Genomic DNA, 25,296 nt, shown 5'->3' on the forward strand with positions numbered 1-25,296 from the left:
GTTGTGGGCGCACGAGGGGTAGTGCCGGCCGCTGGCCGGCAATCCATGGAATCGTCGGCCGGGCGTGATTGCCGGCCAGCGGCCGGCACTACCTCACTGGCACGTCGTAGAATATTGGCCCCGCCGCTCGCCCCAGCCCTGCCGACATGTCCGATTCCGCCCTGCTCGCCCTGTCCCCGCTCGATGGCCGTTACGCCGGCAAGGTCGACGCCCTGCGCCCGATCTTCTCCGAATATGGCCTGATCAAGGCCCGTATCGTGGTCGAGGTGGAATGGCTGCTGGCGCTGGCCGCCGAGCCGGGCATCGTCGAACTGGCGCCGTTCTCCGACGCAGCCACCGCCCGCCTGCGCGGGCTGGCCGCCGGCTTCAGCCCGGCCCAGGCCGCGCGCGTGAAGGAGATCGAGCGCACCACCAACCATGACGTCAAGGCGGTGGAGTACTTCATCAAGGAACAGCTGAAGGACGACGCCGAGCTGGCCCCGGCGCTGGAATTCGTGCACTTCGCCTGCACCAGCGAGGACATCAACAACCTCAGCTACGGCCTGATGCTGGAACAGGCCCGCCGCGAAGTGCTGCTGCCGACCCTGGACGGCATCGCCGCCAGCCTGCGCACCCTGGCCCACGCCCAGGCCGGCCAGCCGATGCTGTCGCGCACCCACGGCCAGACCGCTTCGCCGACCACCCTGGGCAAGGAGCTGGCCAACGTGGTGGCTCGCCTGGAGCGTCAGCGCAAGCAGATCGCCGCGGTCGAGCTGACCGGCAAGATCAATGGCGCTGTCGGCAACTACAACGCGCACGTGGCCAGCTACCCGGACGTGGACTGGCCGGCCTTCGCTGAGCGCTTCGTGACCGGCCTGGGCCTGGTGTTCAACCCGTACACCACGCAGATCGAACCGCACGACAACGTCGCCGAGATCGGCGATGCCGCACGCCGCGCCAACATCATCCTGATCGACCTGGCCCGTGACATCTGGGGCTACATCTCGCTGGGCTACTTCAAGCAGCGCCTGAAGGAAGGCGAAGTCGGTTCGTCGACGATGCCGCACAAGGTCAACCCGATCGATTTCGAGAATGCCGAAGGCAACTTCGGCATCGCCAACGCACTGTTCGAGCACTTCAGCGCGAAGCTGCCGATCAGCCGCTGGCAGCGTGACCTGACCGATTCCACCGTGCTGCGTGCACTGGGCACCGCGTTCGGCCACAGCCAGGTAGCACTGGACTCGCTGGCCAAGGGCCTTGGCAAGCTGGAAGTGAACCCTCAGCGCCTGGATGCCGATCTGGATGCGGCCTGGGAAGTGCTGGCCGAAGCCGTGCAGACGGTGATGCGCCGTCACGGCCTGCCGAACCCGTACGAGCAGCTGAAGGCGCTGACCCGTGGCCAGGGCATTACCGCTGAGTCGATGCGTGCGTTCGTGCAGGGGCTGGAGCTGCCGGCGGATGCGAAGCAGCGTCTGCTGGACATGACCCCGGGCAGCTATACGGGTCTGGCCGAGTCGCTGGCGAAGAAGATCTAAGGGGTTTCCTTTGCGGCGGCGGCCGCGGGCGCTGCCTGCGGCAGTCAACAGCAACGGCAACGTCAAAGGCGGCTCTGGGTTTCTGCCGTGCTTGGCGGGGCGGGCTGGGTTCGCGGGGGACGCCGTAAACCCATCCCTGGGGGCTTGGCCGCGGCATCCATGCCGCGGACACCCCCGCGAACCCAACCCGCCCCGCCTCTGACAGATTCACGGTGACGGATCGAAGAGCATTGGGTTGTCGGGACGGAATTTGAAAGAGGGACGCGGCTTCGCCGCGTCCCTCCTTTGTTTTGGCATGAGCAAGCGCAGCGCGCGACCCGCTGTTGCCTTTGATTTTCTTCTTTCCATTCCGTGGCGGGCCGCGCAGGAAACTGTCAGGGGCCGGGTGGGGTGGGGGCGCGGGACCGTTGGCGCCATGGATGGCGCCATCGAGCCCCCATGGATGGGTTCACGGCGTGTCCCGCGAACCCACCCCGCCCGGCCCAACCCATGAAGCCAGCGTTTTACGCGACCAGCCCCCGCCACGAGGGGCTCCGCCGTTGGCCGGAACCCCGCGACAAACCACCGCACGTGCGCAATCCCAACGAACGTCGGACAATGGAACCCTTGGCGGCCCGCCACGCCGCCCCTCCCGCTTTCCGCTGCAAGGATTCCCCCATGGCCGCCCGCAAGTCCTCCGCTCCGCTCATCGAAGTCACCGCCCGCCCCGGCCAGCCGCTGGGCATGGCCCCGGCCACCTTCCTGCGCGATTTCTGGCAGAAGCGCCCGCTGCTGATCCGCAACGCCTTCCCCGACTTCCAGACTCCGGTGCAGCCGGAAGACCTGGCCGGCCTGGCCTGCGAGGAAGGCGTGCTGGCGCGCCTGATCGAACACAACAAGGCCCAGGACAGCTGGCGCGTGCGCAGCGGCCCGTTCCAGGAAGACATCTTCCCCGCTCTGCCCGACCACGACTGGACCCTGCTGGTGCAGGATGTGGACAAGTGGGACAAGGACGTGCGCGCCCTGATCGAGCACTTCCGCTTCCTGCCGCGCTGGCGCATGGACGATGTGATGATCAGCTTTGCCGCCACCGGCGGCTCGGTCGGCGCCCATGTCGACCAGTACGATGTGTTCCTGCTGCAGGCCCAGGGCCATCGCCGCTGGCAGATCGACGCCAGCGAATCGATCAAGGGCAAGCGCCCGCCGCTGGGCTTCCGCCCGGACGTGGAACTGAAGCTGCTGCAGGTGTTCAAGCCGACCCACGACTGGGTGCTGGCGCCGGGCGACATGCTGTACCTGCCGCCGAACGTGCCGCACCACGGCGTCGCCGAAGATCCCTGCCTGACCTTCTCCTTCGGCATGCGCGCACCGGCCTCGGCCGAGCTGATCAGCGACTACCTGGACACCCTGATCGCCGATGCCGACGAGAACATCCGCTACCAGGATGCCGACCTGAAGGTGCCGGCCGACCCGAACGAGATCGACACGGTGGCGATGGCGCGGGTGATCACCGCGCTCAATGCCATCCGCATGAACGACCCGGACAAGCTGGGCGACTGGTTCGGCCGCTTCATCACCACCTACCGCGCCGCCGGCGAGGTGATGGCCCACCAGGCCGCGCCGGCCCAGGAAGAGGTGGTCGAAGCGCTGGCCTCCGGCCTGCTGCTGCAGCGCCACCCGTGGGCGCGGCTGGCCTGGCGCCGGGCCAAGCGTGGCGCCAGCCTGTATGTCAGTGGCCAGGATTTCGCGCTGCCGGTGAAGGACGCCCAGCGCCTGGCCGGTGCCGAACAGCTCGACGCCGCCGCCTATCGCGGCCTGTCCGACAAGGGCCGCGCGGTGGTCCAGCAGCTGCTGGTCGGGGGCGTATTCCAGCTGATCGATCCGAACGAGATGTACGAGGCCGAAGACGAAGATGAAGACGACGGCGAAGACGCCGTGGTGCTCGGCGAGGTGGTCGAAGGCCGTGACCGCGTCGATGCGATCGACGCCGATGCGGTGTCCGACGATGTCCACTCCGTGACCGTGCATGACGACGGTATCGAGGTCATCGTCAGCTTCGACGACGAGGACGAGGACGACAGCAACGACGGCCGCGCCTGAGCCCTGCCATGATCCGGGTCCAGCAGGTCAGCCACGCCGACGCCCACGTCGCCATCCACGACGTGCGGCAGCGGGTATTCGTGCAGGAACAGGGCATCGCCGCTGAACTGGAGCGCGACGCGCTGGACCCGGTCAGCGCCCATGTGCTGGCCCTGGACGCCGACGGCCAGCCGGTCGGCACCGGCCGCCTGGCCCCGGATGGCCGCATCGGCCGCATGGCGGTGCTGGCCAGCCACCGCAGCCAGGGCGTCGGTGAAGCCCTGCTGGACGCGCTGGTCGAAGCCGGGCGCCGGCTCGGCCTGGCCGAACTGCATCTGCACGCCCAGCTGCCGGCCCGCGACTTCTACGCCCGCCAGGGCTTCCTGCCCGAAGGTGAGGTGTTCGAGGAAGCCGGCATCGGCCACCAGCAGATGCGCCGCCGGCTGGGCGTGGCCAGCGCCATCGACAGCCGCGCCGAGGCGCTGGCCATCACCACCGCGATCATCCACCGTGCCCGCCGCCAGCTGTGGCTGCACAGCCGCCAGCTGGACCCGGGCCTGCTGGACGCGCCACCGGTACAGGCCGCCCTGCGCCGCTTCGCCACCGCCCGCCACGACAAGCAGCTGCGGGTGATCGTGCACGACGCTGCCGCCATCGCCGCCGCAGGGGCACCCCTGCTGGCGCTGGCCCAGCGCCTGCCCAGCGTGATCCAGTTCCGCGAAGTGACCGACCCGATCGACCGTGCACTGGCCTCGGCCTGCCTGCTCAACGATGCCGGCGACTTCTACTTTCGTCTGATCGGGCATCGCCTGGACGGTGAGGCCGGTATCGCGCTGCCGGCACGTTCGCAGCCGTTCGAACAGCAATTGCAGCGTGTCTGGGACCGTTCGCGCGAATGCAGCGAACTTCGCGCGCTCGGCATCTGAGCCGACAGCGCCGCCCCAACCTGTCTGGAAGCGGCATCGGGGGACGCAGGATGCCGCCGCTGCTGCCCCTTCGTGTCCGGATGGGGGTACAATTTGGCTGTTTGAACGCGCCCGTGCAGGGCTATTCATGTTCCTGCCGGGTCCTTCTGAAGCCATACCCCACAAAGCGAATCAGCACCCTCCATCGTGGACAATCTACTGAAGCAGTTTGCGCAATCTTCGCAACTCGCCGGCGGCAACGCCTCCTATGTCGAGGACCTGTACGAGCAGTACCTGGTCTCCCCGGATAGTGTCGATCCCAAATGGAAGACCTACTTCGACGGCTTCAAGGGCCGTGAAGCAGGTGACATCCCGCACTCGGCCGTCATCTCCCACATCGCGGAAGCGGCCAAGGATGCGCTGAAAGCCGGCACCGGCACCGGTGCGGGCGACGAGCGTGAGCGCAATGTCGGTCGTCTGATCACCGCCTACCGTTCGCGCGGCCACCTCGATGCGCGCCTGGACCCGCTGGGCCTGACCAAGCCGGTCAACACCCCGGACCTGGGCCTGCCGTTCCACAGCCTGTCCGATGGCGACCTCAACAGCGAGTTCAGCACCGGCGGCGTCGGTGGCCAGCCGCGCATGAAGCTGCGCGACCTGCTGGCGCGCCTGAAGGCGACCTACACCGGCTCGATCGGCGCGGAGTTCATGCACATCTCCGAGGTCGAGCAGCGCCAGTGGATCTACAAGAAGCTGGAACTGGCCGGTGGCAACTACCAGCTGGACGCTGACACCCAGCGCCGCACCCTTGAGCGCCTGACCGCAGCCGAAGGCCTGGAACGCTACCTGCACACCAAGTACGTCGGCCAGAAGCGCTTCTCGCTGGAAGGCGGCGACTCGCTGATCCCGATGATGGACACCATCATCCGCAGCGCCGGCAAGGATGGCGTCAAGGACGTGGTGATCGGCATGGCCCACCGCGGCCGTCTGAACGTGCTGGTCAACACCCTGGGCAAGAACCCGCGCAAGCTGTTCGACGAATTCGAAGGCAAGTTCGAGCACGACGAGCACGCGTCGGCCGGCGACGTGAAGTACCACATGGGCTTCTCCGCCGACGTTGCCACCGACGGCGGCCCAGTGCACCTGGCGCTGGCGTTCAACCCGTCGCACCTTGAAATCGCCGACCCGGTCGTGGCCGGTTCCGTGCGTTCGCGCCAGGAGCGCCGCAAGGACACCGCCCGCAAGCAGGTCATGCCGATCCTGATCCACGGCGACGCGGCCTTCTCCGGCCAGGGCGTGGTCATGGAGCTGTTCCAGATGTCGCAGGCCCGCGGCTTCGCCGTCGGCGGCACCGTGCACATCGTGGTCAACAACCAGGTCGGCTTCACCACCTCCAACCCGCTGGATACGCGCTCCACGCGCTATGCCACCGACGTGGCCAAGATGATCGCCGCGCCGGTGCTGCACGTGAACGGCGATGACCCGGAAGCGGTGGTGTTCGCCGCGCAGCTGGCCTTCGAGTTCCGCCAGACGTTCGCCAAGGACGTGGTCATCGACCTGATGTGCTACCGCCGTTGGGGCCACAACGAGGCCGACGAACCGGCGATCACCCAGCCGCTGATGTACCAGGTGATCCGCAAGCACCCGACCACCCGCGAGATGTACGCCGAGCAGCTGGAAAAGGCGGGCGTGATCGCCGCCGGCGCCGGCAAGGCGATGGTTGATGCCTACCGCGAGAAGCTGGATGCCGGTGAAGTGACCACCGAGCTGGCCAAGGTCGAGAAGACCCCGCCGAGCAGCCCGCTGTTCGTCGATTGGCCCAAGCTGCTGGAAGGCAAGCTGTCCGATCCGATCTCGACCAAGGTCGAGAAGAACAAGCTGGTCGAACTGGCCAAGCTGATCAACACCATTCCGGACGAAGTGCAGCTGCACTCGCGCGTGGCCAAGGTCTACGACGACCGCCGCAAGATGGCCGCAGGTGAGATCCCGGGCGACTGGGGCTTTGCCGAGAACCTGGCCTACGCCACCCTGCTCGACGAAGGCAATGCACTGCGCCTGGTCGGCCAGGACGTCGGCCGCGGTACGTTCACCCACCGCCACGCGATCCTGCACGACCAGAAGACCGACAACTACTACATGCCGCTGCGGCAGCTGGTGGATTCGCCGGAGAAGGCCACCGTCATCGATTCGCTGCTGAGCGAAGAAGCGGTGATGGCCTACGAATACGGCTTCTCCACCACCGATCCGAACACGCTGTGCATCTGGGAAGGCCAGTTCGGCGACTTCGCCAACGGCGCGCAGGTGGTCATTGATCAGTTCATCGCCGCCGGTGAAGCCAAGTGGGGCCGCATTTCCGGCCTGACCCTGCTGCTGCCGCATGGCTACGAAGGGCAAGGCCCGGAACACAGCTCGGCGCGCCTGGAGCGCTTCCTGCAGCTGTGCGCGCTGGAAAACATGCTGGTGGTGGTGCCGTCCACCCCGGCACAGGCCTTCCACATGCTGCGCCGCCAGCAGCACCTGACCACGCGCAAGCCGCTGGTGGTGATGTCGCCCAAGTCGCTGCTGCGCCACAAGCTGGCCGTGTCGAGCCTGGACGAGCTGGCCAACGGCGAGTTCCAGCACCTGATCGGCGACGCCAACGCCGACGCCAAGAAGGTCAAGCGCGTGGTGCTGTGCTCGGGCAAGGTCTACTACGACCTGCTGGAAGACCAGACCAAGCGTGGCCAGGACGACGTTGCGATCATCCGTGTGGAGCAGCTGTATCCGTTCCCGCGTGCGCTGCTGGCTGCCGAACTGAAGAAGTACGGCAAGGCCACCGACGTGGTGTGGACGCAGGAAGAACCGCAGAACCAGGGCGCGTGGTACCAGATCCGCCACCACCTGCAGTTCTGCCTGGCCGATGGCCAGAACCTGCACTACGCCGGTCGCGCACGCTCGGCTTCGCCGGCTGCCGGTCACATGGCTGACCACGTCCGCGAACAGCAGCAGCTGGTCGCCGATGCACTGGTCAACCCGTTCAACGACACGTTCGCTGAATAATCCTCCCCCTATTTAGAAGACAAACCAGGAAGCTCCCGCATGGCCACCGAAGTCAAAGCCCCGGTACTGCCCGAATCCGTCGCCGACGGCACCATCGCCACCTGGCACAAGAAGGTGGGCGACGCCGTCAAGCGCGACGAAAACCTGCTTGACCTGGAAACCGACAAGGTCGTCCTGGAAGTGCCGTCGCCGGTCGACGGCGTGATCAAGGAAATCAAGTTCGCCGAAGGCTCGACCGTGACCTCCAGCCAGGTCGTGGCGATCATCGAAGAAGGCGCCGTGGCCGCTGCCCCGGCTCCGGCCGCTGAAGCCGCTCCGGCTGCCGCTGCTGCTCCGGCCGCCGCTGCTGCTCCGGCCGCCGCTGCCGCTCCGGCCCCGGCCGCCAAGTCGGCTGCCGACGCGCTGCCGCCGGGCGCCCGCTTCACCGCCATCACCGAAGGCGTGAACCCGGCTGACGTTGACGGCACCGGCCGTCGCGGCGCGGTGACCAAGGAAGACATCGTCAACTTCGCCCGCAACGGCGGCGCCGGCAAGGCCGGTGGCGCACGTCCGGAAGAACGCGTGCCGATGACCCGCATCCGCAAGCGCATCGCCGAACGCCTGATGGAGTCGAAGAACTCCACCGCCATGCTGACCACCTTCAACGAAGTCGACCTGTCCAAGGTCTCGGCGGCGCGCAAGGAACTGCAGGACGAGTTCGTCAAGGCCCACGGCATCAAGCTGGGCTTCATGAGCTTCTTCGTGAAGGCCGCGGCCAACGCACTGCAGCGCTTCCCGCTGGTCAACGCCTCGATCGACGGCGACGACATCATCTACCACGGCTACTCGGACATCTCGATCGCCGTGTCGACCGAGAAGGGCCTGGTCACGCCGGTGCTGCGCAACGTCGAGCGCATGTCCTTCGCCGACATCGAAAAGACCATCGCCGACTACGCCAAGAAGGCGCGTGACGGCAAGCTGGGCCTGGACGAACTGCAGGGCGGCACCTTCACCGTGACCAACGGCGGCACCTTCGGTTCGCTGCTGTCGACCCCGATCATCAACCCGCCGCAGAGCGCCATCCTGGGCATGCACGCCATCAAGGAGCGTCCGATCGCCCAGAACGGCCAGGTCGTGATCGCGCCGATGATGTACCTGGCGCTGTCCTACGACCACCGCATCATCGATGGCAAGGACTCGGTGCAGTTCCTGGTGGACATCAAGAACCAGCTGGAAAACCCGGGCCGCATGCTGTTCGGCCTGTAAGACACCTCCCGCCCCTCCGCGCCCGCGCGGAGGGGTTCTGGTAATGCATCAAGGAATAATTCAATGGCTGAACAATTCGACGTCGTCGTCATCGGTGCCGGCCCGGCCGGTTACCACGCTGCCATCCGCGCGGCCCAGCTGGGCCTGAAGACCGCCTGCATCGACGCAGCGCTGGGCAAGGACGGCAAGCCGGCCCTCGGCGGCACCTGCCTGCGCGTAGGCTGCATCCCGTCCAAGGCGCTGCTGGATTCCTCGCGCCAGTTCTGGAACATGGGCCACATCTTTGGCGACCACGGCATCAGCTTCAAGGATGCCAAGATCGACGTCGAGGCGATGGTTGGCCGCAAGGACAAGATCGTCAAGCAGTTCACCGGCGGCATCGGCATGCTGTTCAAGGCCAACAAGGTCGCCGCCTACTACGGCTTCGGCGAACTGCAGCCGGGCAACGTGGTCAAGGTCACCCAGCATGACGGCTCGATCGTCGAGCTGAAGGGCACCAACGTGATCATCGCCGCCGGTTCGGATTCGATCGAACTGCCGTTCGCCAAGTTCGACGGCGAGACCATCGTCGACAACGTCGGCGGCCTGGACTTCACCGAAGTGCCGAACCGCCTGGCGGTGATCGGCGCCGGCGTGATCGGCCTGGAACTGGGCAGCGTGTGGAAGCGCCTGGGCGCTGAAGTCACCATCCTGGAAGCTCTGCCGGAGTTCCTGGCCGTGGCCGACGCCGAAGTGGCCAAGACCGCTGCCAAGGAATTCAAGAAGCAGGGCCTGGACATCCGCCTCGGTGCCAAGGTCTCCAAGACCGAGATCACCGGCAAGGGCAAGAAGAAGGAAGTCGTTGTCACCTACACCGACAGCGAAGGCGAAAAGACCCTGACCGTGGACAAGCTGCTGGTGGCCGTCGGCCGTCGCGCCGCCACCAAGGGCCTGCTGGCTGAAGGCACCGGCGTCAAGATCAACGAGCGTGGCCAGATCGAAGTCGACGCGCACTGCCACACCGGCGTCAACGGCGTGTGGGCGGTCGGCGACTGCGTGCGCGGCCCGATGCTTGCGCACAAGGGCTTCGAGGAAGGCATCGCGGTAGCTGAGCTGATCGCCGGCCTGCCGGGCCACGTCAACTTCGACACCATTCCGTGGGTCATCTACACCGAGCCAGAACTGGCCTGGGTCGGCAAGACCGAAGCACAGCTGAAGGCCGAAGGCATTCCGTACAAGGCCGGCAGCTTCCCGTTCGCCGCCAACGGCCGTGCCGTGGCGATGATCGAGCCGGCTGGCTTCGTGAAGATCCTGGCCCATGCCGAAACCGATCGCATCCTCGGCATGCACCTGGTTGGCGCCAACGTCTCCGAGCTGGTGCACGAAGGCGTGCTGACCATGGAGTTCAGCGGTTCGGCCGATGACCTGGCCCGCATCTGCCACGCCCACCCGTCGCTGTCGGAAGTGATCCACGACGCAGCAATGGCGGTCAGCAAGCGCGCCATCCACAAGGCGAACTGATCGTTCGTCTTCGGGGTGGGTACCGACCGTTGGTCGGCACTGAACTGCAAACGAAGAACCCCGCCTTGGCGGGGTTTTTTGTTGGCCGCGCCGATGTAGAGGCGAGCCCACGCTCGGCTGCCCTGCAAAGGCCGCCGAGCATGGGCTCGGCGCTACACCTTCCCAACCGGCTTCTTCGGCGGGTCGTCACAGATCCGGTGCTGCACCACCGTCTCGCCAACCTTCCATTCCTTCACCACCCGGCAGTTCTCCTTTTGCGGAGGCTTCTGCCGCGTCTTCAACTCGGCCTTGTCGGCATCTTGCTGGCGCTCCAGGTAGGCCCCGGTTGGCTGCGGCTTCGCCAGCGCCGGTGCGGCCATCAACAGCATCAACGTCATGATGGCAAGCGGCTTCATGCGGTCACCGGGCCGCCGCCGAGCAGCCGCGCCGGCAGCATGAACAGCGCGCGCAGGAGGGCGAACAGTGCCGAGAAGGTGATGCCAACCAGACGGAACGGCAGGCTCAGCAGCCACACGAACGGCCAGGCGATCAGGGCCAGGATCGCCAGCGGCCAGCACAGCACGAACAGCAGGCACCACACACCGAGCGCGAACAGGGTCTTCATCACGGTCTCCTAGGGCGGCACCCTGCCGCCTGTGGACACCTTGGCGCCCTGCCCTGCCGCCGGCAAACGGTTTGCGACGAAACCCGGCTGGGGGCGATGAAACCGATCCAGCGCTGTTGTAGAGCCGAGCCCACGCTCGGCTACGCATGGGAATGTGCGGACCAACGGTCCGCACCCACCGGAGGCAGAGAGCAGCCGAGCGTGGGCTCGGCTCTACAGGAGCTGCACTGCCCCCGGGCGGCCGTGGGTGACCTGGAAGCGCGCCGCCGTGCGCACCGGCGCATCCGCATGCAGCACGCTGTCGGCAAAGCGCAGTTCGGCATCCACCGTCTGCCGGTTCAGCTGCAGCTTCCAACAGCCACGGCGGTCGCCGTCGAAATAACGGATATGCGGGTTCTGTGGAATCGACGGCCCGTAGTACGGCCCATACGGCGTATCGTCACCGCCACTGCTGATCGCCGGAGCGATGAATTCGGTGGCCAGCACCGGCGCGTTGGCGGCGTCGAAATCCAGCTTCAGGTCGTTGACGAAGGTGGAATGCCAGTCGCCACCGAGCACGATGGCGTTGCCCTGCCCGCCTGCCTGCAGCGCCTGCAGCAGGCGGGTGCGTGCGGCCGGGTAACCGTCCCAGGCGTCGTTCCAGAAGCGTTCGCGCGGCGTGCCGCCGTCCAGCCGCAGCTGCGCCATCAGCAACTGCTGCACCACCAGATTCCAGCGCGTGCCGCGTGCGGCCGCCATCGACCGGGTGAACCAGGCTTCCTGGCCCAGGCCCAGCATGCTCATGCGCGGGTCCAGCGCTGCCTCGCAGCGTGGCGATTCGCCCACCCCACACGGATTGGCCGGGCGGAACTGGCGACAGTCGAGCAGCGTCAGCTGTGCCAGATCGCCGTAACGCAGGCGCCGGTGCACGCGCAGGCCGCCGTTGCCGGTTGGCGTGCTGCGCATCGGCAGGTGTTCGTAGAATGCACGATAGGCGGCGGCGCGGCGGACGATGAAGTCCTCCGTCGAGACGCCGGGCTTTTCCGGATGGATGCCGGAATAATCGTTCTGAACTTCGTGGTCATCCCAGATCACCGCGAAGGCGTGTGCGGCGTGCGCGGCCTGCAGATCGGGATCGAGCTTGTACAGCGCGTACTGGTCGCGGTAGCGCTCCAGGCTGATGGTCTCGCCGCTGAAGCGCGCCGCATCCAACGTCTGGCCGCGCGCGTTCTGCAGCGGGCTGTATTCGTACAGATAGTCGCCCGCATGCAGCACCAGGTCGACGTCGCTCTGCGCGATGTCACGCAGCACCGGGTAGTAGCCACTGTTCCAGGCCTGGCAGGTGCACAACGCCAGCCGCAGCTGCTGCAGCTGGGTGTCCAGCAACGGCGCGGTGCGGAAATGACCGACCGCGCTTTCCTCATCGCCATCGCAGGCGAAACGATAGTAGTAGTCACGGCCCGGGCGCAGGCCGTTGACTTCCACATGTACCGAATGCGCCAGCTCGGGCACTGCCGCCGCAACGCCACGCTGCACCAACCGGCGCATCCCGGGGTCTTCGGCCACGAACCAGCGCACCGGTACCGCCCGTGACGGCATGCCGCCACCGTTGAGCGGGTCCGGTGCCAACCGCGTCCACAACACCGCGCCCTGCGGATCCGGATCGCCGGCGGCAACGCCGAGGGTGAACGGATCGCGCCCCAGCCGCGGCCGCGGGCCGGCCGTGGCCAGCCCCGGCATCGCCGCCAGTGCGATCGCCGCCCCCGTGCCCTGCCACGCCATGCGCAGCAGGCGACGGCGGCTCTCCGGATCGACAGGGCCTCGCATCAGAAGTGCACGGTGGCGGTGGCCATCACCTGCCGTGGCGCGCCGACCTGCATGGTCGCCAGGCTGCGGGTCGGGTCGGCGGCGTAGGTGCCGTTGGTGTTGATCGAGGACAGGTAACGCTTGTCGGTCAGGTTGGTCAGGTTCAGCGCCACGGTCAGGTTCTGCGCCGGGCCCAGCTTGCCGAAGTCGTAGGCCACCGAGGCGTTGACCAGCCAGTAGCTCGGCACCGACACGTCATTGGTGTAGGTCACGTAACGCTTGCCGACGTGGTTGGCGGCCAGGCGCAGGTCCCACGGACCCGGGGTCCAGGCCAGGGTGCTGGCGAACATCCATTCCGGGGTGTCGACGGTCTTCTTGCCGCGGGTCGGCACCACGCCGTTGTTCACGTAGTCGTTGTCGTAGGTACTGTCATTCCAGGACAGCGCGTTGGACCAGGTCAGGTCCTGCATCGGCTTCAGCTGCAGGGTCGCCTCGGCGCCGCGGCTGGTCACCGAACCGACGTTGGAGAACAGCGCCGGGCAACCGAGAATGCCCACGCACTGCGCGATGGCCAGCAGGCGGTTGTCGAACTTGACGTCGTACACGGCAACTGAGGCTTCATAGCCCTGACCGTAGCCGCGCCAGCCCAGCTCGAGGGTGCGCGACTGTTCCGGCTTCAGGCTCTGCGCGCTGGCATCGAAGGCCGCCTGCGGCACGTTGAACGGGCTGCCCACGCCCAGCGCATAGGCCGCGATGTTCTTGGCGAACGAACCGAAGATCTCATTGCCTTCGTTGAGCTTGAAGTTGAAGCCGGCCTGCGGCAGGAAACCCTTCTTCGAGGTCAGGCTGCTGTTGTTGGCATAGCTGCCCAGCGGCGTGCGCACGCGGGTGCGGGTGTTCGGCGACTTTGCACCGATGTCGATGGTCAGGCGGTCATCGAACAGGCCGAAGCGGTCCTGCACGTAGAACTGGCGGGTAATGGTGGTGTAGCGCTGGTGCCACACGCGCTGGTCCGGGTTGCGCAGGAAGAAGTCGTCGGTGACCGGACCGTCGATGTAATAGAAGTTGCGCTGCACACTGTGGCCGTTGTCCTCGTACCACAGGCCCGCTTCCAGTTCGTGGCCCGCCACGTTCCAGGTGAACGCCGAGGTCACACCGGTGCGGTCGATCGCGTATTCGGTGGTTCGGATCGAGATCGGGATCTCGCGGCGGGTGCCCGGGTTGGACGGATTGGACGGGCTGAACCAGTGGCCCTGGCCACGGTTGCTGTGGTTGTACACATTGACCTTCAGCCGCATCGACTCGTTCAGGCCGAAATCGCCGGCGATGCTGGACAGGTCGTCGTTGCGCAGGCCGTGGCCGGAGTAGTACGCATCCCACGGGCTGTTGACGCCGCCGCTGAACGTGCCGCGTGCGGCAGCGACGGCGCGATCCCAGTCCGGCGCGTAGTTGTCCCAATCCCAACCGAGACGATCGATCATCTCCAGCGAGAGATCCTGATAATCGGCCTCGACGCGGCGCGATGCATTGAACAGCGCGGTGATCCTGCTGTCGGTGCCGAAGTTGTAGGTGGCCTTGCCGTTGAACTGCTTCAGCTCCTGCGACCCCTTGCCCTTCCACTTGTCGCCTTCGGAGTAGGCGCCGGACAGGTAGGCGGCAAAGCCCTGGTGTTCACCGGTATCCAGGCGTGCATAGCTGCGGCGTGCACTGTCGCTGCCAAAGCCCTGCGCCAGAACCACGCCGTACTCGGTGGACGGGTCGATCGAATAGAACTGGAACACGCCGCCGAGGTTGCTGGTGGACGGCGTGCCGAGAGCACCGATGCCGGTGGACACTTCGGCACCGCCCAGGTTCTCGCTGATCACCGCACGGCTGATATGCAGGCCGTTGCTGTTGCCGTAGGCCATGTTGCCCAGCGGGATGCCATCGAGCGTGTAACCCAGGCGGTTCTGGTTGAAGCCGCGCAGGCTGATGGTGGTGGACCACTCATACGCACCGGTGGCGTCGGCCGATTCGAAATGCACGCCCGGCTTGGTCGCCAGCAGCTTCAGCGGGTTGGCGCCGGGCGGCAGCACCTTCAGGTCCTCGGCGGTCACGCGCTGCACCTGGCGGGCTTCGCCGCGGCCGATCACTGAGACCGAATCGAGCGTGGTGGCCGACGGCACGTCAGTGGCGGGGGCGGTTTCGGCAGCAGCCAGCGATGGCAGCGATGCACAGACCAGCAGAGCCAGCAGATTGCGGCGGAGCGGAGCGTGGGACGGCATGAAGGCGGATTCCTTGGGCACGCTGGACGCCGAAGGGCGGCGTCGAAGGGCAGCAGCGGCGGAATCGTAGAAGCGTCGCGTTACATGTCATTTACACGCCACGTACGGAATTTTTGCGTTTCGGATGGTTTACCGGCCGTGGCGTGGTTGCCGGCCAGCGGCCGGCACTACGGTTATTCGAACGAGCCGACCGAGTCGTGGGCCAGGTTGTCGAAGCGGGTGTACTCGCCGAAGAACTTCAGCTTGCACGAGCCGGTCGGGCCACCACGGTGCTTGCCGATGATGATCTCGGCCAGGCCCTTGTCCGGCGAGTTTTCCTTGTTGTAGTAGTCGTCGCGGTAGATGAACACGATCATGTCCGCGTCCTGCTCGATTGCGCCCGATTCACGAAGGTCGGCCATCACCGGGCGCTTGTCGGTACGCGTTTCCAGCGAGCGGTTGAGCTGGGACAGCGCGATCACCGGCACGTTCAGTTCCTTGGCCAGGCCCTTGAGCGAACGCGAGATCTCCGAGATTTCGGTCGCGCGATTCTCGCTGTTGCCCGGCACGCTCATCAGCTGCAGGTAGTCGATCACGATCAGGCCCAGGTCGTGCTCGCGCTTGAGCCGGCGGCACTTGGAACGCAGCACTTCCGGCGACACGCCCGGCGTGTCGTCGATGAAGATCTTGGTTTCCTTCAGCATCTTGATCGCGCTGGTGACGCGGCTCCAGTCCTCGTCTTCCAGCTGGCCAGTACGCAGGCGCTGCGCGTTGATGCGGCCATTGGAGGAAATCAGGCGCATCGCCAGCTGCGAGGCCGACATTTCCATCGAGAACACCGCCACGCCCTTCTTCGACTTGATCGCCGCGTATTCGGCGATGTTCAGTGCGAAGGTGGTCTTGCCCATCGCCGGGCGCGCGGCCAGGATGATCAGGTCGGTCGGCTGCAGGCCGGCGGTCATCGCATCAAAGTCGTTGTAGCCGGTCGGCAGGCCCGTGATGTTGCCGCCGTTCTCGAAGCGGTTGCGCAGTTCCTCGAAGGCGTCCTTCAGCGCGCCAGGCATGGCCACGAAGTCGGTGCGGCCACGTGCGCCCTGCTCGGCGATGGCGAACACGCTCTTTTCCGCCGCCGACAGCAGCTCGCTGCTGTCACGGCCTTCGGGCTGGAAGCCATCATTGACGATGTCGGTACCGACCTGGATCAGCTGCCGCAGCACCGCCTTGTCGCGCACGATCTCGGCGTAGGCCACGATATTGGCCGCCGACGGCGTGGTGCTGGCCAGCTCGACCAGGTAGGCGCCATCGCCGACCAGTTCCAGCTTGCCCTGCGATTCGAACCACTCGCCCAGGGTCACCGCATCGAAGGGCCGCTCGCGCTCGGACAACTCGCGGATCGCCCGATAGATCATCTGATGGTCACGGCGATAGAAATCGCCTTCGGTCAGCTGGTCGTTGACCCGGTCATAGGCTTCCGGTGCCAGCATGAGGCCACCGAGCACCGCCTGCTCGGCTTCCACCGAATGCGGTGGAACCCGCAACTGATCGATGCGCGACTCGTCGCGATCACGATCAAAGCCATCACCGCGCTCTCTGCGGTTGGAACGGAAGCCGGAACGAGCGGACATGCTGCGGTGTTTCCTGCAAAAGTGGGCCGGGCCAGTGTAGGCATGCGCCGACCCCGGCAGCCATGGACAAGCCTGTGGATAAGCCGTGGAAGAACGGGGGATATCCGCCGGTACCTGGCCATTCTGGCGTGGGGGCGTCGCAATACCTGCGATGGGCGCCGTTGCGGCACCCGAGCGGAGCATTATCGCAGATCAGGCGGCCCGGGTCGGAGCCCGTGCAGACGCGCGCAGGGGGATGTGGGGGCAGAGCCCGCCGCTGCGCGCCGGGGTCCGACCCCGGGCGTGGCTGGGGGCGTGGCTGGGGGCGGATCCCTCTGCAACGCAGAGGGCTCTGACCCCGCCGGCCTCAATCACCCTTCACGTGCACCGCGATCAGCGCCAGGAACCGGTCCACGTAGCCCTGCAGGAATTTCTGCGTGCCTTCGTTGTGGATCGTGCCATCGGTATCGATCAGGCCGTCCTTGAAGTGGATGAACGCCTCCGGCTGGCCGAGCACATGCATGTCCAGGAACGCCAGGCTGTTGCGCAGGTGCTGCTGGGCCACGGCGGTGCCGATCTGGCCGATCGAGGCGCCGATCACCGCCGCCGGCTTGCCGGCGAAGGCACTGTCACCATAGGGGCGCGAGCCGATATCGATGGCGTTCTTCAGCACCCCCGGCACCGAGCGGTTGTACTCGGGTGTGACGAACAGCACCGCATCGGCCGCGCGCACCTGATCCTTCAACCGGGTGCCCTGCGGCGGATAGTGGCCATCGAAATCCTGGTCGTACAGCGGCAGGTCGCCGATCTGCACGTACTGGAAGCGCGCGCGGTCACCGGCGATCTTCTCCAGCGCATGGGCCAGCTTGCGGTTGCAGGAGTCCTTGCGCAGGCTGCCGACGAGCACGGCAATGGTGGGGACGGACATCGGGACATACTCCTCACGGTGCGGGAGACCCAGCCTAGTGGCCGGGCCCGTGCAGGCCGGTGAAGATCAGCCGCCGGTCACGCCGGCCCGCACCTGCCGCCAATGCGCCTGCCAGGCCTGGAACATCAGCACGTTCCACAGATGGGTGTGCCACTTGCGCTGCCCGCCCAGGAACTGATGCCACAGCGGTTGCACCGCCGCAGCCGACAACACGCCTTCACGTTCCAGGCGCGCGGGCTGCAGCAGATCGTCGGCCCACGGCCGTAGGTCGCCCTTCAACCAATCGCTGACCGGTGCGCCGAAGCCACGCTTGGGTCGATGCACCATCGACTGCGGCACGTAGCGGCCCAGCACGCGCTTGAGCAGCACCTTGCTGGTGGTTTCGCTGCGCTTGAAGCCCAGCGGCAGCGACCAGGCGAACTCGGCCACGCGCCAGTCCAGCAATGGTGCCCGCGCCTCCAGGCTGACCGCCATCGAAGTGCGGTCGACCTTGCACAGCAGATCGTCGGGCAGATAGCTCACGAAATCGGCCAGCATCATCGCATCGGCCGGGGTGCCGGCGCCGTGCAGGGGATCGGCCAGGTCATAGAAGCTGCCCGCGGCCTGCGCGCCGGGCACTGCGGCAGCCGGATCGCGCCAGCGCGAAATGCGGTTGCGGTAGACGTCGCCGATGCCACGCGCGCCGGTCTCGGCCAGCAGTGCCGCCAACCCACCGGTGCGCGAGGCCTCGCCCTGCTGCTGCGAACGTGCGCCCATCCAGCGCCGCAACGGGCCGGGCACGCGGCCGAGCATCTGCCAGTTGCGCAGCGCGCGCACGTAGCGCGTGTAACCGAAGAACAGTTCATCGCCGCCGTCGCCGGACAGCGCCACGGTCACGCCCTGCCGCGCCAGCCGGGCGACCAGCGCGGTCGGTACCTGCGAGGCATCGGCGAAGGGCTCATCGAACATCGCCGGCAGCTGCGGTACCACCGCCAGCGCGTCGGCGCCGCTGACATACAGCTCGGTGTGGTCGCAGCCCAGCTGCGCCGCCAGTTCCCTGGCCAAGGGCGCCTCGTCATGGCTCGAATCGCTGAAGCCGATGCTGAAGCTGTGCACCGGCTGCCCGCTCTGCGCCTGCATCAGCGCGGCCACCAGCGACGAATCGGTGCCGCCGGACAGGAACACACCGACCGGTACATCAGCCACCATGCGCAGCGCCACCGCATCGCGCAGCAGCGTGTCCAGCTGTTCCTCGGCCTCCTCGATGCGGCCCTGGAACGGCGCGGCCAGTGCCGCCTGCATGCGTGCACGCGCATCCCAGTACGGGCGTTGCGCCTGCTCCGGGCGATGCGCGGCCGCACCGGCAGCAACCATCGCCGCGTCCAGACGCAGCACGCGGCCGGGCATCAGCTTGTAGCAGCGCTGGTGGATGCTGTGCGGCGCCGGAATGTAGTCCAGGCGCAGCAGCAGGGTCAGTGCGTCGCGGTCGATATCGTTGTCGAAGGCCGGGTGCTGCCACAGCGCCTTCAGTTCCGAACCGAACACCAGCGTGTCACCGGCCCAGCCGTAGTACAGCGGCTTCTTGCCGACGCGGTCGCGGGCCAGCCACAGGCACTGCTGCTGACGGTCCCACAGCGCGATGGCAAACATGCCGTTGCAGCGCTGCAGGGTCTCTTCCACACCCCACTGCAGGATCGCCGCCAGCAGCACTTCGGTATCGGAATGGCCACGGAAGCCATGCCCCAGCGGCTCCAGCTCGGCGCGCAGCGCCGCGAAGTTGTAGACCTCGCCGTTGTAGGCCATCACGTAGCGGCCATCGGCCGAGGCCATCGGCTGGTGGCCCAGCGGGGACAGATCGAGGATGCTCAGGCGGCGATGCGCCAGCGCGATGCCGGACCCGGCATCGACCCAGCTGCCGCCATCATCCGGCCCGCGATGGTGCAGCGCCTGGCCCATGGCCAGCACCTGCGCCTGCAGCGCCTCGGCCGACGCCATCGGCGCCGGCAACAACATTCCCGCCAATCCACACATGCATCAGGGTTCCTGCGCCAGGTCGAGGGCGGCGCCAATCACCGCATTGTCGCTTGGAAGCCCGAACATTGCTGCCCCTGCCAGCGGGGTATAGGTATCGGCGCCACAGACCCGGCGCAGCGGCAGATGGCCGAACCCGGCTTCGACCAGGGCGGTGACCACGCCTTCGCCCACCCCGCCGCTATGGCGGCCCTCGTCCAGCACCAGTACCCGCCGTGCGCTGGCCGCCTGGCCGGCGATGAAGCCGGCATCCAGCGGTACCAGCCAGCGCAGATCCACCACCCTGACCTGCCAGCCCAGCTGCTGCTCGATTGCCCGCGCCGCCCGCAGCGCCATCGGCACGCCGTTGCCATAGGTGTAGACCACCAGGTCGTCCGCCTCGGGGGCATAGACCCGCCCCTCGCCCGGCACCAGCGCCTGCCCCTGCGCCGGGTAGTCGAACAGCCACTGGCCATCACCGGCATCATGCAGGTCCTTGCTCATGTACAGCGCGATCGGCTCCAGCAGCACCGCCACCCGCCCATCCACCCGCGCCATCGCCGCCAGCGTGCGCAACATCATCACCGCGTCATCGCCGCGCGACGGGCAGCCGACCACCAGCCCCGGAATGTCGCGCAGCGCGGTGATCGAATTGTCATTGTGGAAGTGGCCGCCGAAGCCCTTCTGGTAGCCCAGTCCCGCCACCCGCACCAGCATCGGGTTGCGGTACTGGTCATTGGAAAAGAACTGCAGCGAACACGCCTCGCCACGCAGCTGGTCGATGGCGTTGTGCAGGTACGCCAGGTACTGGATCTCCGGAATCGGCAGCATGCCCATGTTGGCCAGGCCCTGCGCCATGCCCAGGATCATGGTTTCATCCAGCAGCGTGTTGAACACCCGGCGCGGGCCGAAGCGGCGCAGCAGATCCTTGCTGACGGTGTAGACGCCGCCCTTCTGCGCCACGTCCTCGCCGAACAGCAGGCTCTGCGGGTACTTGGCCAACAGTTCCTGCAGGCCATGGTTGATCTGGATCGCCAGGTGCCGCGGTGCCTGCCGCTCGGGCAGGGCCCCGGCGTCGCCATACAGTGCCTCGCGCGTTGCCGCCGGCACCGCCCGCTGCGCCTCGGCCTGCACTGCTGCCGGCGTGTACGGCGCCAGCGGGGCCATCACCTCCTGCAGCGATTGCAGCGTGGCGCTACCTTCGGCGTCAGCCGCGGCGGCCATGCAGCGCGCGCGCATCGTTTCGTATGCGACCTCGATCGCCGCCGCATCCATCCAGCCCGACTCCAGCGCGATCTGCGCCGAGCGCAGCAGGGGGTCACTCGCCTCGGCCGCGCACAGTTCCGGCAGCGCGCGCCATTCCACCTCGAAATCGGTACCGGCGTGGCCCATCAGGCGCGTGGTGCGCAGATGCAGGAAGGTCGGCCGCCGGGTGCGCCGGCAATGCTCCACCGCCGCCTGCACCTGGGCATGGCCGGTGGCCAGGTCCAGACCGTCGGCGAAGAAATAGTCCAGCCCCGGCTGCCGGCTGAAACGTTCGGCGATCCAGCCTTCAGGCGTCTTCACCGAGATGCCCAGGCCATTGTCTTCGCAGACGAACAGGATCGGCGCCGGCAATTTCTGGTAGGCCGACCACATGGCCGTGTTGAAGGCGGTCTGCGCGGTTGCGTGGTTGGCCGAGGCATCGCCGAACGAACACAGCACGATGCTGTCGGCGGGAATCGGCAGGTCCTGGCCCAGCCGCTTGCCGCTCTCGATGGCCAGCGCGGTACCCAGCGCTTTGGGCAGGTGCGAGGCGATGGTCGAGGTCTGTGGCAGTACCCACAACGGCTTGCTGCCCCACACCTTGTGGCGGCCACCGCTGGCCGGATCCTCGGCACTGGCGGCGAACGACAGGGCGGCATCGCGCAGCGGATCGATGCCTGGTACCTGCCGCGAGCGCTCGGCCATGAAGGCGCCGGAGCGATAGTGCAGGAACGCAGGGTCGGTGTGCCGGCAGGCCCGCGCCAGCAGCGCGTTGCCTTCATGGCCGGACGAACCGATGGTGTAGAAGACCTTGTTCTGCACGCGCAGTACGCGTGCCATCAGGTCCAGCTGGCGGCTGGCCAGCTGCGAATCGAACAGTTCATCGAAGGCCGCGGCGGTGAGCGTGCTGCCCGGCAGGATCGGTGCATCCGGCGCCGGGCGTGGACGCGGGCTGCCGCGCCAACCGCGCACCGCCTCGAGGAAATTGACATCGCACACATCGGCGCGGTTGAGCACGCGCATGCGTGCGGGAATCGGATCGGGAACCACAGCGAACATCGCACACCCTCCGTGTCGTTGTTGCTTTCCGCCGGGCATGGCCCGGCGCTAACGTGTGGGGTTCACCTCAGAAAGAATCACGCCGCCTCGAAGCGTGCGCGCACCTCGGCGGTCACCGCCGGCATCGGCAGGAAGCGGGGCTGCGCACGTACGCGCTGCAACCAGGCGCGCACTTCCGGGAACGGCTCCAGGCTGATGCCGCCCTCGTGCGCCACATCGGTGTAGGCGAACAGGGCAATGTCGGCGATACCGTAGCCGTTGCCGGTGAACCACGGCGCCTGGCGCAGGTGCTGCTCCATCACCGCCAGCGCGCTGGCGGCGCGTTCATGCAGGCGCGGCAGCTCGGCACGGCGCGGCGAATCGGCTGCGGTCCAGCCACGGATGAAGCGCGCCACGGCCACGCAGGGCTCATGCGTGTACTGCTCGAAGAACATCCAGCTCAGCGCTTGCGCACGCTCCCAGCCATCCACCGGCAGATACGGCGTGCCTTCGGCCAGCCAGAACAGGATTGCATTGGATTCGGTCAGCACGCGGCCGTCGTCGCGGACGATCAGCGGCACCTTGGCATTGGGATTCAGTGCCAGGAACTCGGCGGTGTGGGTCTGCCCGTGGGCGCTGTCGACCTCCACCCAGCGGTAGCGGCTGCCCAGCTGCTCCAGCAGCAGTCGGACCTTGTGGCAATTGCCCGAGACCGACATGCCATGCACCGTCAACGGGACGCGCTCTTCCACCATTGCCTGCTCCATCGGATCCGGCCGGCGGCCGGCTGCACGCAGTCTGGCAAGCGTGCCGGTGAATGCCAAGCGCGGGTGCAGCATGGCAAAACGGTAGTGCCGGCCAGCGGCCGGCACTACCGGGCAACGCTCAGCGCACGCGTTGTCGCCATTGCTCGCGCGACTGGCCCCAGATCTGCATCGGCTTGTCGTTGTACGGCGGCGGCAACTCCCCCATGCGCAGCAGCGTGCTGCCCAGCTTGCGCGCCACCGCCCGCGAGTTCTCGTTGTTCTCGGCGATGGTATGGATCACCTCGTCCCAGCCCAGCGTATCGAAGGCCCAGTCGATGGCGGCGACCGCCGCTTCCGGCGCATAGCCCCGGCCCCAGCTGGCACGGCGGATGCCCCAACCTACCTCGGTGCCCGGCCAGTCCTGCGGCTGCCAGGGGCCCATCCGCCCGATCCATTGGCCACTGGATTTCTCGATAACGCTGAACATCGAGAAGCCGAACAGCTGCCAGGCACCGGCCAGGCTGCAGAAACCGCGCCAGGCCACCGATGGCGGCTGCACCCCGCCCAGGGTGCGCATCGTTTCCTCGTCGGCACAAAACGCCAGGTAGGGTTCGTAGTCCTCGCGCAGCAGTGGGCGCAGGATCAGCCGCTCGGTTTCCAGGCGCAGGTCGAAGATGCTCATGCCGACTCCATGTCGAAGGGGCCACCATGATGGTGGATTCCGCCGCCACAGGGATGAATGCCGGCGCGCACAACGAAACGGGCCGGCATGTGCCGGCCCATTCGGTACTGCACGCTGCGCCGGAATTACTGGCGCGTAGCGGCGGTCGCACCGGCGGCAGCGGTCTGCGTGACCAGCTGGCCGTCGACCACCGGCAGGCGATCGCTGGCCGGCTTGTTGTCCAGGCGCACGGTCTTCTCTGCGCCGTCATAGCGGTAGGTCACGTTGTAACCCTTCACCACATCGTTGGTACCCATGGCAATGCGGGTGCCCGGCTTGCTGGCCATGCGCATCGTGCCGGTGGTGCCATCCTCATTGCGGTAGGTCACGTTGTAGCCGGTGACGCGGCTCGACTCGGAGGTCGCGGTCTCGGTGTGGCACTGGCGCTCGGTGCGGTTGACCACGCGGCCACCGACATGACGCTTGTCGATCTGGTTGCCGATCAGGCCACCGGCCACTGCACCGGCTGCGGTGGCGGCCTTCTTGCCGTTGCCGCCGCCCACCTGGTTGCCGAGCAGGCCACCGACCACCGCGCCGACCACGGTGCCGCCGACATTACCGTCGCGCTCAGGCAGGCGTTCCTGCACGGTCACGTCTTCGCAGACTTCGTGCGGGGTCTGGGTGGTGGAGGTCTCACGCACCGGATCGGTGCCGATCACGGTGGCGTAGGCCTTCTGCTTCTCGGTGATCGGGTCGACCTTCAGCACGTCGGCATATTCCAGCCCACGCGGCGCGGACGGGTCGAGCATGTCACCACGGGCACCGTCGTCGCTGGCGTTGCCACTGGCCAGGCGCGATTCGCCGTTGGGGGTTCCGGCGCTGATGGAATCGGGCGACGAACCGCCGCTCTTCATGAAGGCAGCGGTGGCGATGCCACCGACCAGCAGCGCGCCCGCTGCGACCAGGACAGTTGTTGTTGTACTTTTCATGACCTGCTCCTTGCGGACCATCCGCAACGTTCTCGACGCAGATTGCAGCATGCACTGCCTGAACGGAATCTCCACATTTCCTGCTCATTCCTGTAACCCATTCAGCATCGGGAAATGCTGGGCCCGTGGTAGCGTTTGCATATTCCCCACGAGGATTGCCGCCATGGCCAACCCGATGCTGCTGCCGGTTCTGCAATGGGCCCGCCGGCTGCGCTACCCCACCCTGTTCAAGCTGACCGCCGGCCTGTTCGTGCTGACCCTGTTCATCCCCGACCCGATTCCGTTCGTGGACGAACTGGTGCTGGGGTTCGGAACGCTGCTGCTGGCCAACTGGAAAAGCCGCAACACCGCGACGCCGCCGCCCCTGGAACAGCGTTGAGCGTGCTGGTCGACAGCCATTGCCACCTCGATGCCAGTGAGTTCGACCCTGACCGCGCGGCCGTGATCGCGCGCGCGCAGGCGGCCGGCGTCCATGTCCAGGTGGTGCCGGCAGTCACCGCCGCAAGCTGGCCGAAGCTGCGCGAGGTCTGCACACGGGCGCCGGGGCTGTACCCGGCCTATGGCCTGCATCCGATGTTTCTGGCGGCGCACCGGCCCGAGCATCTGCCGCTGCTGCGCGCATGGATCGAGCGCGAGCGCCCCTGTGCGATCGGCGAGTGCGGGCTGGACTTCTTCGTTGAGGGACTGGATGCGGACACCCAGCAGGCCTACTTCTTCGGCCAGCTGGAACTGGCCCGTGAATTCGACCTGCCGGTGATCGTGCACGCGCGCCGCGCGGTGGATGCGGTAATCGCGGCGATCCGCCGCATCGGCGGCCTGCGCGGCGTGGTGCACAGCTTTTCCGGCAGCCCGGAACAGGCCGCACAGCTGCACCGGCAGGGCTTCCTGCTCGGCCTGGGCGGCCCGTTGACCTACGAACGCGCGCAACGGCTGCAGCGGCTGGTGCGGGAGATGCCGCTGGAACAGCTGCTGCTGGAAACCGATGCGCCGGACCAGCCCGACGCCGGCATCCGTGGCCAGCGCAACGAGCCTGCGCGGCTGGCGGTCATCGCCGGCCACGTGGCCGAGCTGCGTGGGATGGAACTGGAGGCGGTGGCGCAGGCCACAACGGAGAATGCGCGGCGGCTGTTCGCGCTGCCGGCAATGTAACGGTGGGTGCCGACCTTGGTCGGCATTCTGCAGCCACTGCGATGGACCCGATGC

The 25,296-nt window shown here is 67.1% G+C and carries 19 protein-coding genes; 8 read left to right on the plus strand and 11 right to left on the minus strand.

Features of this window, described 5'->3' with window-relative positions; genetic code table 11:
* Positions 1-146: 146 nt before the first annotated feature.
* The 6 genes from purB (at position 147) to lpdA (ending at position 10,261) form a co-directional block, all read left to right on the plus strand.
* Complete coding sequence (gene purB / locus AC5YGJ_RS10290) at positions 147-1,514, plus strand: adenylosuccinate lyase (protein ID WP_496186475.1); 1,368 nt, start codon at positions 147-149, stop codon at positions 1,512-1,514.
* A gap of 657 nt (positions 1,515-2,171) precedes the next feature.
* Positions 2,172-3,593, plus strand: coding sequence for a ribosomal protein uL16 3-hydroxylase (locus AC5YGJ_RS10295; RefSeq protein WP_496186476.1), 1,422 nt, complete (start codon positions 2,172-2,174; stop codon positions 3,591-3,593).
* Positions 3,594-3,601: 8 nt separating this feature from the next.
* Positions 3,602-4,498 (plus strand): GNAT family N-acetyltransferase, encoded by an 897-nt coding sequence (locus tag AC5YGJ_RS10300; RefSeq protein ID WP_496186477.1) that lies wholly within the window; start codon positions 3,602-3,604, stop codon positions 4,496-4,498.
* Positions 4,499-4,684: 186 nt separating this feature from the next.
* Complete coding sequence (locus tag AC5YGJ_RS10305) at positions 4,685-7,516, plus strand: 2-oxoglutarate dehydrogenase E1 component (RefSeq protein WP_496186478.1); 2,832 nt, start codon at positions 4,685-4,687, stop codon at positions 7,514-7,516.
* Positions 7,517-7,555: 39 nt separating this feature from the next.
* Positions 7,556-8,761, plus strand: a complete 1,206-nt coding sequence (sucB, locus tag AC5YGJ_RS10310; RefSeq protein WP_249843536.1) for a dihydrolipoyllysine-residue succinyltransferase — start codon at positions 7,556-7,558, stop codon at positions 8,759-8,761.
* 63 nt (positions 8,762-8,824) lie between these two features.
* Positions 8,825-10,261 (plus strand): dihydrolipoyl dehydrogenase, encoded by a 1,437-nt coding sequence (gene lpdA / locus AC5YGJ_RS10315; protein WP_008264626.1) that lies wholly within the window; start codon positions 8,825-8,827, stop codon positions 10,259-10,261.
* A gap of 152 nt (positions 10,262-10,413) precedes the next feature.
* Here lpdA and AC5YGJ_RS10320 read toward each other — a convergent pair whose 3' ends face one another.
* The 11 genes from AC5YGJ_RS10320 to AC5YGJ_RS10370 form a co-directional block, all read right to left on the minus strand.
* On the minus strand, positions 10,414-10,656 hold the full coding sequence (locus AC5YGJ_RS10320) for a hypothetical protein (protein ID WP_496186479.1): 243 nt from the start codon (positions 10,654-10,656) through the stop codon (positions 10,414-10,416).
* Positions 10,653-10,865, minus strand: a complete 213-nt coding sequence (locus tag AC5YGJ_RS10325; protein WP_496186480.1) for a hypothetical protein — start codon at positions 10,863-10,865, stop codon at positions 10,653-10,655. Before AC5YGJ_RS10325 ends, AC5YGJ_RS10320 begins: the two co-directional genes overlap by 4 nt.
* A gap of 213 nt (positions 10,866-11,078) precedes the next feature.
* Entirely contained in the window at positions 11,079-12,671 is a 1,593-nt protein-coding gene (locus AC5YGJ_RS10330) for an alkaline phosphatase D family protein (RefSeq protein ID WP_496186481.1), read from the minus strand.
* The gene (locus AC5YGJ_RS10335; RefSeq protein ID WP_496186482.1) at positions 12,671-14,914 is read right to left on the minus strand and encodes a TonB-dependent receptor family protein; all 2,244 of its coding nucleotides are present in this window, start codon (positions 14,912-14,914) and stop codon (positions 12,671-12,673) included. The genes AC5YGJ_RS10330 and AC5YGJ_RS10335 overlap by 1 nt, the downstream gene beginning before the upstream one ends.
* Positions 14,915-15,087: 173 nt before the next feature.
* A complete protein-coding gene (locus tag AC5YGJ_RS10340) occupies positions 15,088-16,518 on the minus strand; it encodes a replicative DNA helicase (protein ID WP_057498262.1) in 1,431 nt (476 codons plus the stop codon).
* A gap of 346 nt (positions 16,519-16,864) precedes the next feature.
* Positions 16,865-17,425, minus strand: coding sequence for an NADPH-dependent FMN reductase (locus AC5YGJ_RS10345; protein ID WP_249843529.1), 561 nt, complete (start codon positions 17,423-17,425; stop codon positions 16,865-16,867).
* 66 nt (positions 17,426-17,491) lie between these two features.
* On the minus strand, positions 17,492-19,435 hold the full coding sequence (asnB, locus tag AC5YGJ_RS10350) for an asparagine synthase (glutamine-hydrolyzing) (RefSeq protein WP_496186483.1): 1,944 nt from the start codon (positions 19,433-19,435) through the stop codon (positions 17,492-17,494).
* A 3-nt stretch (positions 19,436-19,438) separates the two neighbouring features.
* The gene (locus AC5YGJ_RS10355; protein WP_496186484.1) at positions 19,439-21,718 is read right to left on the minus strand and encodes a transketolase C-terminal domain-containing protein; all 2,280 of its coding nucleotides are present in this window, start codon (positions 21,716-21,718) and stop codon (positions 19,439-19,441) included.
* 77 nt (positions 21,719-21,795) lie between these two features.
* Positions 21,796-22,452 carry a glutathione S-transferase family protein gene (locus AC5YGJ_RS10360; RefSeq protein WP_496186485.1) on the minus strand — a complete coding sequence of 219 codons (657 nt, stop codon included), beginning with the start codon at positions 22,450-22,452 and terminating at the stop codon, positions 21,796-21,798.
* Between the two features lie 130 nt (positions 22,453-22,582).
* Positions 22,583-23,125 carry a GNAT family N-acetyltransferase gene (locus tag AC5YGJ_RS10365; protein WP_249843526.1) on the minus strand — a complete coding sequence of 181 codons (543 nt, stop codon included), beginning with the start codon at positions 23,123-23,125 and terminating at the stop codon, positions 22,583-22,585.
* A gap of 125 nt (positions 23,126-23,250) precedes the next feature.
* A complete protein-coding gene (locus tag AC5YGJ_RS10370) occupies positions 23,251-24,093 on the minus strand; it encodes a glycine zipper 2TM domain-containing protein (RefSeq protein WP_279920363.1) in 843 nt (280 codons plus the stop codon).
* Between the two features lie 163 nt (positions 24,094-24,256).
* Between AC5YGJ_RS10370 and AC5YGJ_RS10375 the strand changes: the two genes are divergently transcribed.
* Positions 24,257-24,472, plus strand: a complete 216-nt coding sequence (locus tag AC5YGJ_RS10375; RefSeq protein ID WP_107230912.1) for a DUF6116 family protein — start codon at positions 24,257-24,259, stop codon at positions 24,470-24,472.
* Positions 24,469-25,242, plus strand: a complete 774-nt coding sequence (locus AC5YGJ_RS10380) for a TatD family hydrolase (protein WP_496186486.1) — start codon at positions 24,469-24,471, stop codon at positions 25,240-25,242. Before AC5YGJ_RS10375 ends, AC5YGJ_RS10380 begins: the two co-directional genes overlap by 4 nt.
* Positions 25,243-25,296: the final 54 nt, after the last annotated feature.

The organism is Stenotrophomonas sp. CS3K5, assembly GCF_059515225.1.

Coding starts and splice junctions, on each gene's coding strand:
- purB (WP_496186475.1), top strand. CDS start 147: ATGTCCGATTCCGCCCTGCTCGCCCTGTCCCCGCTCGATGGCCGTTAC.
- AC5YGJ_RS10295 (WP_496186476.1), top strand. CDS start 2,172: ATGGCCGCCCGCAAGTCCTCCGCTCCGCTCATCGAAGTCACCGCCCGC.
- AC5YGJ_RS10300 (WP_496186477.1), top strand. CDS start 3,602: ATGATCCGGGTCCAGCAGGTCAGCCACGCCGACGCCCACGTCGCCATC.
- sucB (WP_249843536.1), top strand. CDS start 7,556: ATGGCCACCGAAGTCAAAGCCCCGGTACTGCCCGAATCCGTCGCCGAC.
- lpdA (WP_008264626.1), top strand. CDS start 8,825: ATGGCTGAACAATTCGACGTCGTCGTCATCGGTGCCGGCCCGGCCGGT.
- AC5YGJ_RS10320 (WP_496186479.1), bottom strand. CDS start 10,656: ATGAAGCCGCTTGCCATCATGACGTTGATGCTGTTGATGGCCGCACCG.
- AC5YGJ_RS10325 (WP_496186480.1), bottom strand. CDS start 10,865: ATGAAGACCCTGTTCGCGCTCGGTGTGTGGTGCCTGCTGTTCGTGCTG.
- AC5YGJ_RS10330 (WP_496186481.1), bottom strand. CDS start 12,671: ATGCGAGGCCCTGTCGATCCGGAGAGCCGCCGTCGCCTGCTGCGCATG.
- AC5YGJ_RS10335 (WP_496186482.1), bottom strand. CDS start 14,914: ATGCCGTCCCACGCTCCGCTCCGCCGCAATCTGCTGGCTCTGCTGGTC.
- AC5YGJ_RS10340 (WP_057498262.1), bottom strand. CDS start 16,518: ATGTCCGCTCGTTCCGGCTTCCGTTCCAACCGCAGAGAGCGCGGTGAT.
- AC5YGJ_RS10345 (WP_249843529.1), bottom strand. CDS start 17,425: ATGTCCGTCCCCACCATTGCCGTGCTCGTCGGCAGCCTGCGCAAGGAC.
- asnB (WP_496186483.1), bottom strand. CDS start 19,435: ATGTGTGGATTGGCGGGAATGTTGTTGCCGGCGCCGATGGCGTCGGCC.
- AC5YGJ_RS10355 (WP_496186484.1), bottom strand. CDS start 21,718: ATGTTCGCTGTGGTTCCCGATCCGATTCCCGCACGCATGCGCGTGCTC.
- AC5YGJ_RS10360 (WP_496186485.1), bottom strand. CDS start 22,452: ATGGTGGAAGAGCGCGTCCCGTTGACGGTGCATGGCATGTCGGTCTCG.
- AC5YGJ_RS10365 (WP_249843526.1), bottom strand. CDS start 23,125: ATGAGCATCTTCGACCTGCGCCTGGAAACCGAGCGGCTGATCCTGCGC.
- AC5YGJ_RS10370 (WP_279920363.1), bottom strand. CDS start 24,093: ATGAAAAGTACAACAACAACTGTCCTGGTCGCAGCGGGCGCGCTGCTG.
- AC5YGJ_RS10375 (WP_107230912.1), top strand. CDS start 24,257: ATGGCCAACCCGATGCTGCTGCCGGTTCTGCAATGGGCCCGCCGGCTG.